This window comes from Paraburkholderia heleia NBRC 101817, from assembly GCF_000739775.1.
Classification (GTDB): domain Bacteria; phylum Pseudomonadota; class Gammaproteobacteria; order Burkholderiales; family Burkholderiaceae; genus Paraburkholderia; species Paraburkholderia heleia.
On record NZ_BBJH01000057.1, the window covers coordinates 1 to 14,280 of the forward strand.

A 14,280-nucleotide genomic window follows, 5' to 3' on the forward strand; every position below is an offset into this window, starting at 1 on the left:
AACGCGGCAATGGCTTCCTGCGTCGAGCGCACGTGGCCCATGTGGCGGAACGTCTTTTCGAACGCGAAGCGATGCATCTCTTCGTTCAGACCCGACGTGGCGTCTTCGACGAACACCAGCTTGAAGCCGAGATCGAACGCCGCGCGCGCAGTGGATTCGACGCCGAAGTTCGTGGCGATGCCGCCGATCACGATGGTGTCGATGCCGCGGCGGCGCAGCTGCTGTTCGAGGCTGGTGCCGTAGAACGCGCCCCATTGGCGTTTCGCGACGATCACGTCCCCGGGCTGCGCGCCGATCCCGGGCACGAGTTCGGAAGCTTCGGCCGGCGCGGGCGGCGTGTCGGGCGTGCGGCCGGGCGCGTCGGCGGGCAGCGCGAGCAGTTCGTTCAGGAGCACGTGCACCCAGACGACGGTGCCGCCCCTGGCGCGCAGGGCGTCGGCAAGCGGCTTGGCGTTGGCCACGACCTGCGCGCCGCTATAGGGCGCGATCTGGCGGCCGACGATGCCGTGCTGAAGGTCGATCATCACGAGCGCCGTGGTGCGCGCGTTCAGTGAAAGTGCTTGCGTCATGGTTCACCTATATGTGAGGATGGCTTCACATAATCATACATGAATGTGAGGGAGGCTTCAGATATGGCGGCAGACCCGCTCGCGCGCAAGGAGGCGCAAAAGGAACCGGCACGCGAAAACGCCCGGCGCGTGCCGCGTCAGGAACGCGCGGCGCGCACGGTCGACGCACTGCTCGAAGCCGCGGGCGAAGCCTTCGCCGGGCGCGGCTTCGAAGCGGCGACGATGACCCAGATCGCGCAGCAGGCGGGCGTTTCGGTCGGTGCGGCGTATCAGTACTTTCCGAACAAGGAGGCACTGGCCCTTGCGCTGCGCAAGCGCTACGGCGACGAGATGGACGCACGCTGGAGCGCGCTCATCGCCGCGCACGACGATGCAGGCAAGCTGCCGCTCGCGCAGCTGGTCGAGTGTCTGTTCGACCTGATGGTCGATCTGATGCACGACTATCCCGCGTACTTGCCTCTGCTTTCCGTGCCGCTCGGCTTCAGGCGCGATGCGGCCGTGCGCAACCTGCTGCGCCAGCGCTTCACGGCGCTGTTCCTGCGCTATCAGCCGGCGCTTGCGCCCGACGAAGCCTATCGCGTGGCCGAAGTCATGCTGCAGGTCATCAAGAGCCTCAACCCGCTATACGCCGCGGCGAAGCCGAAGGAGCGCAAGCTGCTGGTCGCCGAGTACAAGGGGGTGCTGGCGGCATGGCTCGCCGTGCGGCTCGCGTGAAGCCGCGAGCCGCCGACACCGCGCCTTAGCGCAGTAGCGGGTCGTCGCGCGACTGGAGCACACGGTCGATCAAGCCGTACTCGGCGGCGGCCTGGGCCGACATGAAGTTGTCGCGGTCGCTGTCGTGCGCGATCTGCTCGATGCCGCGTCCGGTACGCGCGGCGAGCATCGCGTTCAGACGCTCGCGCAGGTAAAGGATCTCGCGCGCCTGCAGCTCGACATCGGCGGCGGTGCCCTGGCCGCCCCCCGAAGGCTGATGGATCATGATGCGCGCGTTTGGCAGTGCGAAGCGTTTTCCCTGCGCGCCTGCGGCGAGCAGGAACGACCCCATGCTGGCCGCGAAACCGGTACACAGCGTCGAGACATCGGGCTTGATGAACTGCATCGTGTCGTAAATGGCGAGTCCGTCGTAGACCGAGCCGCCCGGCGAATTGATATAGAGGTTGATGTCCTTGTCCGCGTTTTCCGCTTCGAGAAAGAGCAGTTGCGCGACCACGAGGCTGGCGCTTTGTTCGGTCACCGGCCCGACGAGGAACACGATGCGCTCGCGCAAGAGGCGCGAGTAGATGTCGTAGGCGCGCTCGCCGCGCCCCGAGGTTTCGATCACGGTCGGGACGAGATTGAGCGCGCTCGGCGGTAATGCTGCATGATTCAGTGCGAAGGATGGCATGACTGGCCTCGTGATTTTTTTCCGTTGACGGCGCGATTGCGCCGCTGCCGCCATGACGTCCGGCGCAGCCCGCGCGTGACGCCAATATTTTTGCGTGCGGCTGTCACGCTGGCCGCGCGCCGAACGTCATGAGGGAAACGGGCGAAAGCCAATGCATGGCGAAGGAGCGAAGCGAATGATGCAGGCGATCGACACAATCGAAGGAACGAGTCCGGCAGGGGCCGGGCGCAATGAGGCTGCGACCCCAGTAAGCGCCGGAGCCGGGTCTGACGCGGCAGGCTGGACCGACGCCCGCCGCGCCGCCGCCTTCGGCGAGGCGCGCGGGCGGCTCATTGTGCTGGCCGCGCGCGTGCTGGGCAGCCGCGCGGAGGCCGAGGACGTCGTGCAGGACGCGTGGTTTCGCTGGCGCGACGCCGACGCACCAGCCCTGCGCGCACCGCAGGCGTGGCTCGCCACGGTCACCGTGCGCCTCGCGATCGACCGGCTGCGGCGCCTGCGCCGCGAGCAGGCGGGCGAACACGAGGCCGCATGGCTCGACGATGCGTCGCCTTCGGCGGAAGAGGCGGGTTTGCGCGCGCGGCGCTTCTCGGACGCGCTGCTGCTCCTGCTCGAACGGCTGGGACCGCTCGAGCAGGCGGTGTTCGTGCTGCGCGAGGCCTTCGACTGCGACTACGCGCAGATCGGCGCGCTCACCGGCTGCACGAACGAGCATTGCCGGCAGATCGTGCGGCGTGCCCGGCTTCGGCTCGCCCGCGAGGCTGCGCCGCAGGCGGTTCCACCCGACAAAGTGCAGCACGCGCGCACGGTCGAGCGCTTGCGCGATGTGCTGCACGCGCAGGATCGCGTGGGATTGATGGATTTACTCGGCGTGACGGCAAACGCGCTGGTTGCGGCGGGCGCGGCCGAAGCGGCTCAAGGCCAGGCTCCGCAGGAAGCCCCCGCCGCGCGCGTTGTGCGCGCCGAAGCGCTTGCGCTGGACGGCGAGCCCGGCGTGGCGCTCGTCGCGCAGGACGGCGCGCTCGCGGCTTGGCTGCATGTGCGCGACGGCCGCTGCGGGCTGCCCGAGCCGGTCGTCTGTATTGCGGCGATGGAAGAGGGAAGCGCGGGGCCGGCCAACCGGCTCAGGGCGGCCAACCGGGCTTTCGGCGGCGACGCGGTGCGCAGGATGCTGGCCCGGCTCGCCTCGAGCGATGGTGCGGCGTGCATCTCGACGCTATCCGTCACGGCTCGCGCGTCCACCGCTCACGGCTGCGCGACGACGCTCGCGCAGCCGCTCGTCCTCGCCTGAATGTCAGCCGCGCAAGGCGGCGTCCCAGTTGATATCGACGCACAGCACCTGCACGCCGTGCTCCGTCTGCACGGCGACCGAGGCCGTGACGCACAGGTGCGCCTCGTTGATCGACAGATAGGGCGGCGTGAACTGCACGCGGCCGGGCGCCCTCATCGCACCGATGAAGTAAGGCCGCCGCTCCCAGCTTGCGCCCTCTGAATGCAGCAGCGGCCGGAAGCGCTTGGCGCGCTGCGACGTGCGGCCGTCGGGCAGCACGTTGTCGCCGATCTGGCGGCCCGACGCGTCAAGCAGGAAGCAGCGCGCCGTGTCGTCGAGGCCGAGCAGCGGCAGTGTGGCGTCGCTCATGTTCGCGCCTGCGGCAAGCTGCTTCGCCGCCGCCTCGATGGCGCTCACGTACGGCGCGAGACGCGCCGACTGCGCATGCTCGCGCGCGGCCACGCGCTCGCGCAGACGGGCCGAAAGATCGTCCATGAGCTGCGCGGCCTTGGCGGGCGGCACCGGCTCGACGTCGGGCCGCGCGAAATACGCGCCCTGCACGAAGTCGGCGTTGCTCTCCAGCGCGATCAGCGCGTCGCGCTCGGTCGAAAGGCCACCCACGAGCACGAGCTGCCCCGACTCGTGCAGCATCGAGACGAGCCCCGGCAGCACGCGCTCGATATGCGCGTGGCGGCTCGCCTGGGCGAGCAGGCTGCGATCGAGCGTGACGATGTCGGGCCGCAGCTGCCACACGCGGTCGATGTTCGAATGCTTGGCGCCGAAGCCATCCAGCGCGATCACGAAGCCCGCCTTGCGCAATCCGTCGATGATTTCCGCGAAGCGAGAATTTTCGCCGCCCGCCTGTTCCGACACTTCCAGCACCACGCGCTGCGGCTGCAGCCCGAGCGCCTTGAGGCCGGCAAGCAGGGCGTCGCCGTAGCTCGTGTCCATGAGCGCGGCGGGGTGCAGGCTCAGAAAGAGCCATTCGTCATGCGAATCGAACGCATTGAAGTTGCCCAGATGCAGCGATTCCGCGAGGCGCCCCAGTTCGAGCAGGTCGCCGCGGCGCGCCGCCTGCGTGAACACCTCCTGCGACGGCGCCTGCTGCCCGTGCTCGTCGTGCGCGCGCAGCGATGCGTGATAGCCGATCGCGCGCCGGTGCGCGACCGAAAACACGGGCTGGAACACGCTGAAGACGGTATAGCCGCCGTACAGCACGGTGCGGCGGGCACCTTCTTCGCCGGCGATGGGGCGAGACTGGAAGCCGGGGGGATCGAGGTCGATCATGCTGGTCATTTTCGTTTCGATGTCGCGCGGGACGGACGTGACGGACGGGACGCGTGAGCGTCAAGTTTACAGGATAGGACAGCAAAAAGTATGCGAGTCCCAAGTGCCGTGGCCATTTGCCTGTGCGGGGGCGCACGGCCATTTCGGGATGGCGTGCGGGTTGGTGTGCGAATCCGGCGCAAACGCAGGCTACGCACGGTCACGAGGCGCGCCGCACCTTTGCGGTGCGCGCGCCGGCGGCGAGGATGCAGCCGCAACGACCGCCACAAGGGCTGCGGCCCCGGCTCGTCAGACCCGCCATGAGGTCCGCTATCAGGTCCGTTCGGACGGATCGGTCTTCTTCGCGGTGTGGCGCAGGTCCGGGGAGAGCTGCGCGAAGATCCACGACGACCCCGCCGTGATGATGCCCACGCAAATGAAGGTCGCGTGGAACGCCGGAATCACATTCTCGCCTGTTTTGTGGCCCATGATGCCCGTGAAGGTGGTGAGCAGCGCGCCCGCGACGGTCACGCCGAGGCTCATCGAGAGCATTTGCACGAGCGAAAAGAGGCTGTTGCCGCTGCTCGCGCCGCCTGTGCCGAGATCCTTGAGCGTGAGCGTGTTCATCGCCGTGAACTGCATCGAGTTCACGGCGCCGAATATCGCCAGTTGCGCGATGCGCATCCACAGCGGCTCGCTGGGCGTGGAAAGCGCGAAGCTCGCCATCATGAGGCCCACGAGCACCGTGTTCGAAACCAGCACGCTGCGGTAGCCGTAGCGCATGATGAGATACGTCACGAGGCGCTTGGAGAACATGCCCGCGGCGGCCGTGGGCAGCATCATGAGGCCGGCCTCGAAGGCCGTATAGCCGAGCGCCACCTGAAGCAGCAGCGGAATCAGATACGGCATCGCGCCGCTGCCGATACGCGCGAACAGGTTGCCGAGCAGGCCCACGCTGAACGTGTGGATCTTGAAGAGATCGAGCGAAAAGATCGGCCGTGGCGTGCGCACCGCGTGCAGACCGTAGGCCACGAACGCGGCAAGCGAAAGGATGAAGAGCACGAGCACCGTGGCGTGCTGGATGCCGAACTCGCTGCGGCCGTCGAGCGCGAATGAAATCGCGAGCATGCCGATGACGAGCAGCAGGTAGCCCGGCAGGTCGAAGCGCGGCGTGTCGGGGTTGCGGCTGTCGGGCATGAAGATGAAGGTGGCGACGCAGCCCACCACGCCCACCGGCACGTTGATGAGAAAGATCCAGTGCCACGAGGCGATCTGCACGAGCCAGCCGCCGAGAGTCGGGCCGATGAGCGGGCCGATCAGCCCCGGAATCGCCACGAACGAGAGCGCGGGCAGGTAGCGCTCGGCGGGAAACGTGCGCAGCACGGCAAGACGGCCGACCGGCAGCAGCATCGCGCCGCCCACGCCCTGTGCGACGCGCGAGACCACGAGCTGGTCCAGCGTATGCGCGCTCGCGCACAGGAGCGAACCGACCGTGAACACGAAGATCGCGCCGAGGAACACGCGCCGTGTGCCGAGCTTGTCCGCGAGCCAGCCCGATACGGGGATCATCACCGCCATCGTCAGCGAATACGCGATGACGACTGATTGCATGCGCAACGGTAGCTCGCCAAGGCTTCGCGCCATCGCCGGCAACGCCGTGTTGACGATGGTCGAATCGAGGGTCTGCATGAAGAAGCCCGTGGCGACGAGCCACAGCATCACGGACAGCGAGCGGGGCGAAGGTGTGGTGCTGGACGCAGCAGTGGATTCGGACATGGGCGAAGAGAGGGGGCGCGCAGGCAAGCGCCATTGTAGGGAAAACGGCGCGCCCACGCAGACGGCCCGGCCCGCTGCCGCGCATGTGGCGCACGTGGCGCACGTGGCGCAGGCGCCGGGGCGTGCGGCCGCTGCGCGCTCATCCGGGCAGGCGCGCCGCCGCCGCGAAGAACGCCTGGGCACGCGGGTCGAGCGTGAGCGCAACGTTGATGCGGATCCACGGGCTCGTCTCGCCTTGCGGGCGGAAGTGGCTGCCCGGCGAGACCGCTACGCCGAGCGGCTCGCCGCAGGCTGCGAGGCGTGTGGAATCCTCCACGTGCGGCACGCGTGCCCAGACGAACTTGCCACCCGTCTGCGCATAGCCGCGCGCGCTGGTCGACGCCGCCGACGCAGCGCTGCCGAACAGCGCCCACCCATGCGCTTCGAGTGTGCGCGTGGCCGACCCTTGCGCTTCGGCGATGCGCCGGCGCAGCCGATCGAGGTATTTGCGGTACGCGCCGCGCTCGAGCAGCGTGGCGGCAACGGCCTGCGTGAAGCGCGAGCCGCTGATGGTGGTGAGCGCCTTGATGGCCGCGAGATCGCGCACGATCGCCGGGCTGGCCACCACGTAGCCCACGCGCAGCGCCGAGGAGAGCGTCTTCGAGAGGCCGCCCACGTACACGACGTGCTCGAACTGGTCGAGCGCCGCGAGGCGGTCGGTGGGATCGGCCTGGAAGTCGGCGTAGATGTCGTCTTCGACGATCGTGAAACGGTGCTCGCGTGCGAGCTGCAGCAGGCGGAACGCGACAGGCGGCGAGATCGTCGAGCCGGTCGGGTTGTGGAACACGGTGTTGACGAAGAACGCGCGCGGATGGTGTTCGGCGAGCATCGCGTGCAAATGGTCGAGATCGGGCCCGCTTGCCGTGCGGCGAATGCCCACGAGGCGCACGCCGTGCAGTTTGAGCAGGCCGTACAGGTTGTAGTAGCCGGGGTCTTCGACGAATGCCGTGTCGCCGGGCTTGAGCATGTAGCGCATGAGCAGGTCGAGGCCTTCGCTCGCGCCTTCGGTAATGAGGATCTGCTGTGTCTCGGCGACGATGCCAAGCGGCGCGAGCCGGTTGCGCAAATGCTCGCGCAGTGTGGCGTCGCCTGTCGGCGTGCCGTAGTCGACGAGGCTCGCGGGGTCGCTGCGCGACACATGGCGGATCGCCTGGCCGAGCGCGTCGATGTCGCGCCACGCCTGCGGGATCGAGCCGCTGTCGAGCTGCAGCAGCTCGCCTTCGCGTTCGAGCTGGCTGAGCAGATGGCCCGATTCGTCGGCGGCGTTCGAGAGGTCGCAGGTGCCCATGCCGGAGAGTCCCGCGCGCGCGTGCTCGCTCACGTAAAAGCCCGAGCCATGGCGCGAGTCGAGATAGCCGAGCGAGACGAGCCGGTCATAGGCCTCGATCACGGGAAAGCGGCTGATGGCGTAGTCGGCGGCGAACTGCCGGATGGACGGCAGGCGCGAGCCCGGGTGCGCCGCGCGCGAGCGGATCCACGTCTGCACGCCGGTGACGATCTGGTCGGTGAGCGGCACATCGCTCGCGCGGTCGAGTTCGAGTTTCATCTGGGTCTCGCTGGGGATGCCGCCTGGGTTTGCCGCTTGAAGCTGCGGTTCGAAACGGCAGTGACTGTCCGGTTTTTTGGCTGTACAGTTCCAGATGAACTGTTCGGAACTGTACATGGGTTCGTGCGTCGCTGACCGCAATAATGCTCCTACCGGAAAGGGGCTTCAAGTCCTTGTCAGCCACCTTCCGGTGGCCGCCCGAGGGGACTCGGCGGCCAGTCTGCAAGGAGCACGGCAATGCGCGAAATCCGAATCTTCGAACTGGAACATGGCGAGCCCGTCGAAACCTGGCGGCTCGCGCAGCCCATGCAATTGCATGTGAGCGAAGGCGAACTCTGGCTCACGATCGCGGGCGACGCCGGCGACTACTGGCTGCGCGCCGGCGAGTCGGTCGGGCTCGCCGCCGGCGTGCGCGTGCACGTGAGCGCGGGCCGCGAAGGGGCGCGTTTCGTGCTGGCGCTCGGCGGCGCAAGCGCCGCTGCGCCAGCGTGGACGGTGGCGCCGGTCGACGTGGAGCGCGTGCGCGCGGCGGGTGCGAGCGGTGTCGCGGCACGCATCGGCGAGGCGTTGCGCGGCTGGGTGCAGCGCGGGCAGTGGGGTGTCCGGGCGGCGGGTTGAGCCGGGGCGACCCGGGTTGACCCTGCCGCTCGTGCTACGCGATGTGCCGCGCGGCATGCGCCGAATCGCCCGCCGTTTCCCCCACGTAGCGTGCGCGCGGACGGATCAGCCGGCCGTCGGCGGCCTGTTCGAGCGCATGCGCGATCCAGCCCGTTACGCGGCCCGCGGCGAACAGCGTGAACGCCGCCCCGCGAGGCAGCCCCAGTACACGCTCGATGGCCGCAAGCGCGTAGTCGAGCGTCGGCCGGGCGCCGCTCGTCTCGGCCACGGCCTGGGCGAGCGCGTCGACTTCGTCCATGGGCGAGCGCGCCGGCGCGCGTTGTGCGAGCAGGTCCAGCAACAGGCGCGCGCGCGGGTCGCCAGCGGGATAGAGCGGGTGGCCGAAGCCGGAGAGCGGCACGGCCGCGCCGGATTCGTCGGGCGCGAGACGGCCGGCGAGATAGCGATGCAGGTCGTCGGCGCGCGCGGCTTCGTCGAAGAGCGCAGCCACACGCGTGGTTTCGCCGCCGTGGCGCGGCCCCGCCAGGGCGGCGAGACCGCCCGTCGCCGCACCGAACAGATGCGTGCCGGTCGACGTGATGCAACGCACCGTGAACGTCGACGCATTCAGTTCGTGGTCGGCGCACAGCACGAGCGCGGCGCGAAGCAGGTCGGTTTGCGCGCGCGAGCGCACGCCCCACGCTTCGCCTAGCTGGCGGTGCAGCGGCTCGTTCGACGGCGCGGCGGAAACGAGCGCCGCGGCGAGCAGGCGCATGAGCATCGCACCGGTGTCGATTTGCGCGTCGCGGCCCTGCGCCCAGATGCGCGGCATCTGCGCCGCGGCGGCGGGCAACAGCACGAGCGCACGTTCGAGCGGGGTGTGACCGCTCCAGATCTTCAGCCATGCCGACCATTGCGCGGCCGCGATGGGCGCCTCGGGCGCCTGCAGCACGCGGCGTGGTGCGCATTGCCACAGCAGCGCCGCGACCTCTTCGAGCGAGGCCTGGCGCGCGAGTGCGATGGCGTCCTCGCCGCGATAAAAGAGCTTGCCGTCGGCGATCAGCGTGATCGACGATTCGAGCACCGGCACGCCCCAGTCGAGCACCTTCTGCGCGATCTTCCCCGCGCGCTTGCCGTCGGCCTTGCGGCGCGCGAGGCGGCGCACCTCGGCGGCGTCGTAGCGGTTGTGGCGGCCATGGGGCGAAGGCGCCGAGGCGATGAGTCCGCGGCTCACATAGGCGTAGAGCGTGGCGCGGCTGATGCCGAGTTCGGCAGCGGCTTGCTCCGCGGTCATATAGCTGGACATGGTGGCTCGCCTCCTGAAACCGGAGAAATCAATCTATGTTGATCATGATAATCAAGATTGATTGGGAATTCGGGCGGCGCGACGATTCATGACGTCACTTCGGCTCGTTTTCTCCTCGCTTTCTTCGCACAAGGACTGCACGCCATGACGCCACGCGACGCGCTCGAACACCTCTGGATGCTGGCGGGCTGCGACCCGGCGGCGCTCGACCGGCTCGACATGGCCGGCGCCGATCCGGGCCTGCCGTCGATCTTTCGCGTGGGCACGCTCGCGGCGGCGAGCATTGGCGCGGCGGGGCTCGCGGCGGCGCAACTGCACGCACTGCGCACGGGCTGCAAGCAGCGCGTGGCGATCGACGTGCGCCGCGCGCTGGCCGCGTTTCGCAGCGAGCGTTATCTGAGCGTGGACGGCAGGCCGCCGACGGAATTGCGTCATCCGGTGACGGGCCACTTCCCGACCGGCGATGGACGCTGGGTCCAGCTGCACGCGAACTTTCCGCATCACCTCGCGGGCATCCTGCGCGTGCTCCAATGCGCGGACGACCGCGACGCCGTGGCGCGCGCGATCCTTGGCTGGGAAGGCGCGGCGCTCGACGACGCGCTCGCGCAAGCGGGCCTGTGCGCCGCGCTCGTGCGCGCGCCGCGCGAGTGGGCCGCGCACGAACAGGCGAAGGCGGTGGCGAGCCTGCCGCTCTTCGAGATCGAGCGTATCGGCGACGCGCCCGCCGAGGCGCCGCGAGCGGGCGCGGCAGCGGCCACAGCCGCGCGCCCTCTGGAGGGCGTGCGCGTGCTCGACCTCACGCGCATCATCGCGGGGCCGGTGGCGGGGCGCACGCTCGGCCAACATGGCGCGGACGTGCTGCTCATCAACGGCCCGCATCTGCCGAACATCGCGCCGCTCGTGATCGACAACGGCCGCAGCAAGCGCTCGGCCACGCTCGATCTGCGTGACGCAGCCGCGTGCGAGCAGTTGCGCGCACTGGCGCGCGACGCCGATGTGTTCGTTCAAGGCTATCGGCCGGGCGCGCTCGCCGCGCGCGGTTTCGCGCCCGCAGCGCTCGCGCAGGTGCGGCCCGGCATCGTGTGCGTGTCGATCAGCGCGTATGGGCATCGTGGGCCATGGCGCGAGCGGCGCGGCTTCGACAGCCTCGTGCAGTCGGCGAGCGGCATCGTGTGGGCCGAGAGCGCCGCCGCAGCAAGACATGGCAACGGCGCAGCAGGTGGGCAGCCGTTCGCCACGGCCCGCCCGCTGCCGTGCCAGGCGCTCGATCACGCGACGGGCTATCTCGCCGCGTTCGGCGCGATGGTCGCGCTCGCGCGGCGCATGCGCGAAGGCGGCAGCTGGCACGTGCGCCTTTCGCTCGCGCAAACGGGCCGCTGGCTGCAGACCATGGGCACGCTCGAAGACGGCCAGCAGGCGCCCGAGGTGGGCGCCGCCGATCTCGCCGATTGCCTGGAGGAAATGGATTCGCCGTTCGGGCGGGTGCGCGCAGTGGCGCCCGCCGAGCGGCTCGACCTCACGCCTGCGTTTCATGCGCGGCCGCCGGTGCCGATCGGCCACGACGCGCCGGCATGGAGCGACTAGGCGTTGCCGCGTTTTCGCGCGCTACTTGCGCAATTCCGCGACGAAATCGTAATAGTCGTTGCGACAGTAGGTATCGGTGAGTTCGATGGCGCGCTGATCGGCGGTATAGCCCACGCGCGTGATGAGCAGCAGCGCGTCGTTGGGCGCGATGCTCATCTGCCGCGCGATTTCCTCGCTCGCGTTCACCGCGCGAAAGTGTTGCAGCGCGCGCACGATCGAAAGCCCGCGCTGTTCGAGAAAGCTATAGAGCGAGTCGCCAATGGCATTCGGGTCGGGAATCAGCGCCGCGGGGAAGGTGGAGTTCTCGACGGCCATGACGATGCCGTCGGCCAGACGCAGGCGCTTTAGGCGCGTGACGGCCGCTGCCGGCGAGAGCCCGAGCTGGATCACCTCATCGCGGCTCGCGGGCTGGATTTCGCGCGAGAGCCAGCGCGAGCTCGGCGTGAAGCCGCGCTGACGCAGCATCTCGCTGAAGCTCGTGAGGCGCGAGAGCGGGTCTTCGATGCGCGGCGTGATGAAGCTGCCCGCGCCTTGCGTGCGGCGAATCAGGCCCTGCTCGACGAGCAGCGCGATCGCCTTGCGCGCCGTGATGCGCGAAACGCCGAGCGATTCCGCGAGCACGCGCTCCGAAGGCAGCGCTTCGCCCGCGTTCCAGCGATTGTCGTGAATTGCAAGGCTCAGCTTGCGCGCAAGCTGCAGATAGAGCGGCGTGTCGTTGTCCGGGTCCGGGCGCAGGTCGCGCCAGCGGTCTTCCGTGGGTGCGTTCATGGGAGGCAGGCATGAAAGGCGAACGGCAATTTTATGTCATCGATGCGCGATCGCGGAAATGAACGGCTCGCGAGAGTGCGTATGACCGCATTGGGCGCGAGGCGATACACTGGCCGTTCTTTGCCAGTCAGCGCCGTTGCAGCGCGCAAAGGGAGATCATGACGACCGATATCGCAAGCGTGGCGTTGCCGGACGGCGAACGCATTCCGACGCTCGGGCAGGGCACATGGGAAATGGGCGAGCGCAGCGCGCACCGCGCCGCGGAAATCGCCGCGCTGCGCGAAGGCGTGGCGCTCGGCATGACGCTCATCGACACCGCCGAGATGTACGGCGAGGGCGCGACCGAGCGCCTCGTCGGCGAGGCCTTGCAGGGCCTGCGCGACGAGGTGTTTCTCGTGAGCAAGGTGTATCCGCACAACGCGAGCCGCAGCGGCGTCGCGCGTGCGTGCGAGGCGAGCCTGAAACGCCTCGGCACCGACCGGCTCGACCTCTATCTGCTGCACTGGCGCGGCGGGGTGCCGCTCGAAGAGACGGTCGAAGGGTTCGAAGCGCTCGTGCGCGCGGGCAAGATCCGTCACTGGGGCGTGAGCAACTTCGACACCGACGACATGGAGGAGCTGTTCGCCACGCCTCGCGGCGACGCGTGCGCGACCAACCAGGTTCTCTACAACATCGCGCGGCGCGGCGCGGAATTCGACCTGCTGCCGTGGAGCGCGGCGCATCGCATGCCGGTGATGGCGTATAGCCCCGTCGATCATGCGCGCCTGCCGAGGCGCTCGCCGCTCGACGACATCGCTCACGCACACGGGGTGTCGGTCTATCGCGTGGCGATGGCGTGGGTGCTGGGTCAAAGCGGGGTCTGTGCGATTCCGAAGGCCGCTCGCGTGGAGCACGTGCGCGACAACCGCGCGGCGCTCGATCTCGTGCTTGGGGCCGAGGAGCATGCGGCGCTCGACGCGTATTTCAAGCCGCCGCGCAGCAAGCGTGGGCTGGAGATGCTGTAGGGCGCGAGCGGGGTACGCGCTCCGTGCGGTCATGGTTTGCGCCGGCGTAGGGTGAGCGGACAGCCGCCCTGGCCGACCGGGAACGCCACGCGCATCGCGCATCCGGCGACCGGCCCACGGCGGCGGTGCCCGGCCGGGGGACCGGGACGCCGCCGCCGACGCCAGGACTGGCGCGCCTGGCCGTCGCGCCAGATCGGAGTGGCTGCTGCGGTCTGCCTGCACCGCCGTACAGGGTCAATGACCGCTGCCATGGCCGCCACCGTGTCCGCCGCCGTACCCGCCGCCCGGGCCGCCCGACGGTCCACCTTTGCCGAATCCGCCGCCGAATCCGCCGCCGAATCCGCCGCCGAATCCGCCGAACCCCCCGCCAAAGCCTCCGCCGAATCCGCCTGCGGGGCCGCCCGAAGGGCCGTTTGCCGATCCGCCGTGGCTGCCGCATCCACAGCCGCCTGAACCGCCGCCGCCGTTGCCGCCGCCGTTGTTGCCACCACCGCTGTTGCCGCCACTGCTGTTGCCGCCGCCGCTGTTGCCGCCGCCGTTGTTGCCGCCACCGTTGTTGCCGCCACCGCTGTTGCCGCCACCGTTATTGCCACCACCGTTATTGCCACCACTGCTGTTACTGCCACCACTGCTGTTACTGCCACCGCCGCCTTTCCCGCCGCCGGAGTTGCTGGAACCGCCTCCCGAGCCGCTCGGCCCCGTCCCTCCTACGCCTGAGCTGCCGCTGCGGCCAAGCCCTCCTGTGCTGGCCGTCGCGGCGCCCGCACCGCCGCCGCTGCCGCCACCGCTCGACGAACCCGAGCCGCCATGGCCGCCGCCGTTGCCCCGGAAACACGCGCCGCCCGGACGGCTAATGCAATCGTTCGGTGCGAACACCGTAGAAACGTCGCTCGCCAACGTCACTGAATCGGACTCCGAATCAGTTGTCGACAAGGTGCTTGCGGCAGGCGATTGCGCAGCAGCCGGCGCGCTGAAAGCCCCGAAGCCCTCGGCCCCGCTCGCCGGCAAAGGTGCATCGGCGAGCAGGATCACCGGATTGATGACATCGCCTGCGGCGTGCGCCGAGGTCGCGGGCAACAACACGCCCGCACTCACCGCACACATGCCTGCTCCCCGTCTGATCAAATAGCAGTACCGGTAAATGCTGGTCTTCTTCATCTTGTTCTCCCCGCAG

The 14,280-nt window shown here is 69.2% G+C and carries 13 protein-coding genes; 5 read left to right on the forward strand and 8 right to left on the reverse strand.

The features are described from left to right. Window positions 1-569 (reverse strand): isochorismatase family protein (locus BHE01S_RS32935; protein ID WP_042271829.1); only part of this gene is annotated, 569 nt, incomplete at its 3' end. A 63-nt stretch (window positions 570-632) separates the two neighbouring features. Between BHE01S_RS32935 and BHE01S_RS32940 the strand changes: the two genes are divergently transcribed. Continuing rightward, window positions 633-1,283 carry a TetR/AcrR family transcriptional regulator gene (locus tag BHE01S_RS32940; RefSeq protein ID WP_042271832.1) on the forward strand — a complete coding sequence of 217 codons (651 nt, stop codon included), beginning with the start codon at window positions 633-635 and terminating at the stop codon, window positions 1,281-1,283. Between the two features lie 25 nt (window positions 1,284-1,308). Here BHE01S_RS32940 and clpP read toward each other — a convergent pair whose 3' ends face one another. Continuing rightward, window positions 1,309-1,953, reverse strand: coding sequence for an ATP-dependent Clp endopeptidase proteolytic subunit ClpP (gene clpP / locus BHE01S_RS32945; RefSeq protein ID WP_042271835.1), 645 nt, complete (start codon window positions 1,951-1,953; stop codon window positions 1,309-1,311). Between the two features lie 175 nt (window positions 1,954-2,128). Between clpP and BHE01S_RS32950 the strand changes: the two genes are divergently transcribed. After that, the gene (locus tag BHE01S_RS32950) at window positions 2,129-3,241 is read left to right on the forward strand and encodes a sigma-70 family RNA polymerase sigma factor (protein WP_052406216.1); all 1,113 of its coding nucleotides are present in this window, start codon (window positions 2,129-2,131) and stop codon (window positions 3,239-3,241) included. A 3-nt stretch (window positions 3,242-3,244) separates the two neighbouring features. Here BHE01S_RS32950 and BHE01S_RS32955 read toward each other — a convergent pair whose 3' ends face one another. The 3 genes from BHE01S_RS32955 to BHE01S_RS32965 all read right to left on the reverse strand — a co-directional run bounded on the left by BHE01S_RS32955 (window position 3,245) and on the right by BHE01S_RS32965 (window position 7,847). Next, window positions 3,245-4,516 carry an EAL domain-containing protein gene (locus BHE01S_RS32955; protein WP_042271837.1) on the reverse strand — a complete coding sequence of 424 codons (1,272 nt, stop codon included), beginning with the start codon at window positions 4,514-4,516 and terminating at the stop codon, window positions 3,245-3,247. A gap of 303 nt (window positions 4,517-4,819) precedes the next feature. Then, window positions 4,820-6,262, reverse strand: coding sequence for a multidrug transporter subunit MdtD (mdtD, locus tag BHE01S_RS32960; protein WP_042271840.1), 1,443 nt, complete (start codon window positions 6,260-6,262; stop codon window positions 4,820-4,822). A 139-nt stretch (window positions 6,263-6,401) separates the two neighbouring features. Next, window positions 6,402-7,847, reverse strand: coding sequence for an aminotransferase-like domain-containing protein (locus tag BHE01S_RS32965; protein WP_042271914.1), 1,446 nt, complete (start codon window positions 7,845-7,847; stop codon window positions 6,402-6,404). A gap of 237 nt (window positions 7,848-8,084) precedes the next feature. Here BHE01S_RS32965 and BHE01S_RS32970 point away from each other — a divergent pair, with 237 nt between their 5' ends. After that, entirely contained in the window at window positions 8,085-8,465 is a 381-nt protein-coding gene (locus BHE01S_RS32970; protein ID WP_042271843.1) for a DUF2917 domain-containing protein, read from the forward strand. A 34-nt stretch (window positions 8,466-8,499) separates the two neighbouring features. On the opposite strand, the gene BHE01S_RS32975 is transcribed toward BHE01S_RS32970, so the two are convergent. Continuing rightward, window positions 8,500-9,750, reverse strand: coding sequence for a citrate synthase family protein (locus BHE01S_RS32975; RefSeq protein WP_042271845.1), 1,251 nt, complete (start codon window positions 9,748-9,750; stop codon window positions 8,500-8,502). Window positions 9,751-9,894: 144 nt separating this feature from the next. On the opposite strand from BHE01S_RS32975, the gene BHE01S_RS32980 reads away from it, so the two are divergent. After that, window positions 9,895-11,334 carry a CoA transferase gene (locus BHE01S_RS32980; protein ID WP_042271917.1) on the forward strand — a complete coding sequence of 480 codons (1,440 nt, stop codon included), beginning with the start codon at window positions 9,895-9,897 and terminating at the stop codon, window positions 11,332-11,334. A 21-nt stretch (window positions 11,335-11,355) separates the two neighbouring features. Here the strand turns inward: BHE01S_RS32980 and BHE01S_RS32985 are convergent, their stop codons facing one another. Continuing rightward, window positions 11,356-12,102: a GntR family transcriptional regulator gene (locus BHE01S_RS32985; protein WP_042271847.1), complete on the reverse strand. Its 747-nt coding sequence runs from the start codon at window positions 12,100-12,102 to the stop codon at window positions 11,356-11,358. 158 nt (window positions 12,103-12,260) lie between these two features. Between BHE01S_RS32985 and BHE01S_RS32990 the strand changes: the two genes are divergently transcribed. Beyond that, a complete protein-coding gene (locus BHE01S_RS32990) occupies window positions 12,261-13,106 on the forward strand; it encodes an aldo/keto reductase (protein ID WP_042271849.1) in 846 nt (281 codons plus the stop codon). A gap of 234 nt (window positions 13,107-13,340) precedes the next feature. On the opposite strand, the gene BHE01S_RS32995 is transcribed toward BHE01S_RS32990, so the two are convergent. Continuing rightward, the gene (locus BHE01S_RS32995; RefSeq protein ID WP_042271852.1) at window positions 13,341-14,264 is read right to left on the reverse strand and encodes a hypothetical protein; all 924 of its coding nucleotides are present in this window, start codon (window positions 14,262-14,264) and stop codon (window positions 13,341-13,343) included. Between the last annotated feature and the right edge of the window lie 16 nt (window positions 14,265-14,280).

Bases quoted from the DNA above. Each gene is read 5' to 3' on its own strand.
- BHE01S_RS32940 (WP_042271832.1), top strand. From the start codon at position 633: ATGGCGGCAGACCCGCTCGCGCGCAAGGAGGCGCAAAAGGAACCGGCA.
- clpP (WP_042271835.1), bottom strand. From the start codon at position 1,953: ATGCCATCCTTCGCACTGAATCATGCAGCATTACCGCCGAGCGCGCTC.
- BHE01S_RS32950 (WP_052406216.1), top strand. From the start codon at position 2,129: ATGATGCAGGCGATCGACACAATCGAAGGAACGAGTCCGGCAGGGGCC.
- BHE01S_RS32955 (WP_042271837.1), bottom strand. From the start codon at position 4,516: ATGACCAGCATGATCGACCTCGATCCCCCCGGCTTCCAGTCTCGCCCC.
- mdtD (WP_042271840.1), bottom strand. From the start codon at position 6,262: ATGTCCGAATCCACTGCTGCGTCCAGCACCACACCTTCGCCCCGCTCG.
- BHE01S_RS32965 (WP_042271914.1), bottom strand. From the start codon at position 7,847: ATGAAACTCGAACTCGACCGCGCGAGCGATGTGCCGCTCACCGACCAG.
- BHE01S_RS32970 (WP_042271843.1), top strand. From the start codon at position 8,085: ATGCGCGAAATCCGAATCTTCGAACTGGAACATGGCGAGCCCGTCGAA.
- BHE01S_RS32975 (WP_042271845.1), bottom strand. From the start codon at position 9,750: ATGTCCAGCTATATGACCGCGGAGCAAGCCGCTGCCGAACTCGGCATC.
- BHE01S_RS32980 (WP_042271917.1), top strand. From the start codon at position 9,895: ATGACGCCACGCGACGCGCTCGAACACCTCTGGATGCTGGCGGGCTGC.
- BHE01S_RS32985 (WP_042271847.1), bottom strand. From the start codon at position 12,102: ATGAACGCACCCACGGAAGACCGCTGGCGCGACCTGCGCCCGGACCCG.
- BHE01S_RS32990 (WP_042271849.1), top strand. From the start codon at position 12,261: ATGACGACCGATATCGCAAGCGTGGCGTTGCCGGACGGCGAACGCATT.
- BHE01S_RS32995 (WP_042271852.1), bottom strand. From the start codon at position 14,264: ATGAAGAAGACCAGCATTTACCGGTACTGCTATTTGATCAGACGGGGA.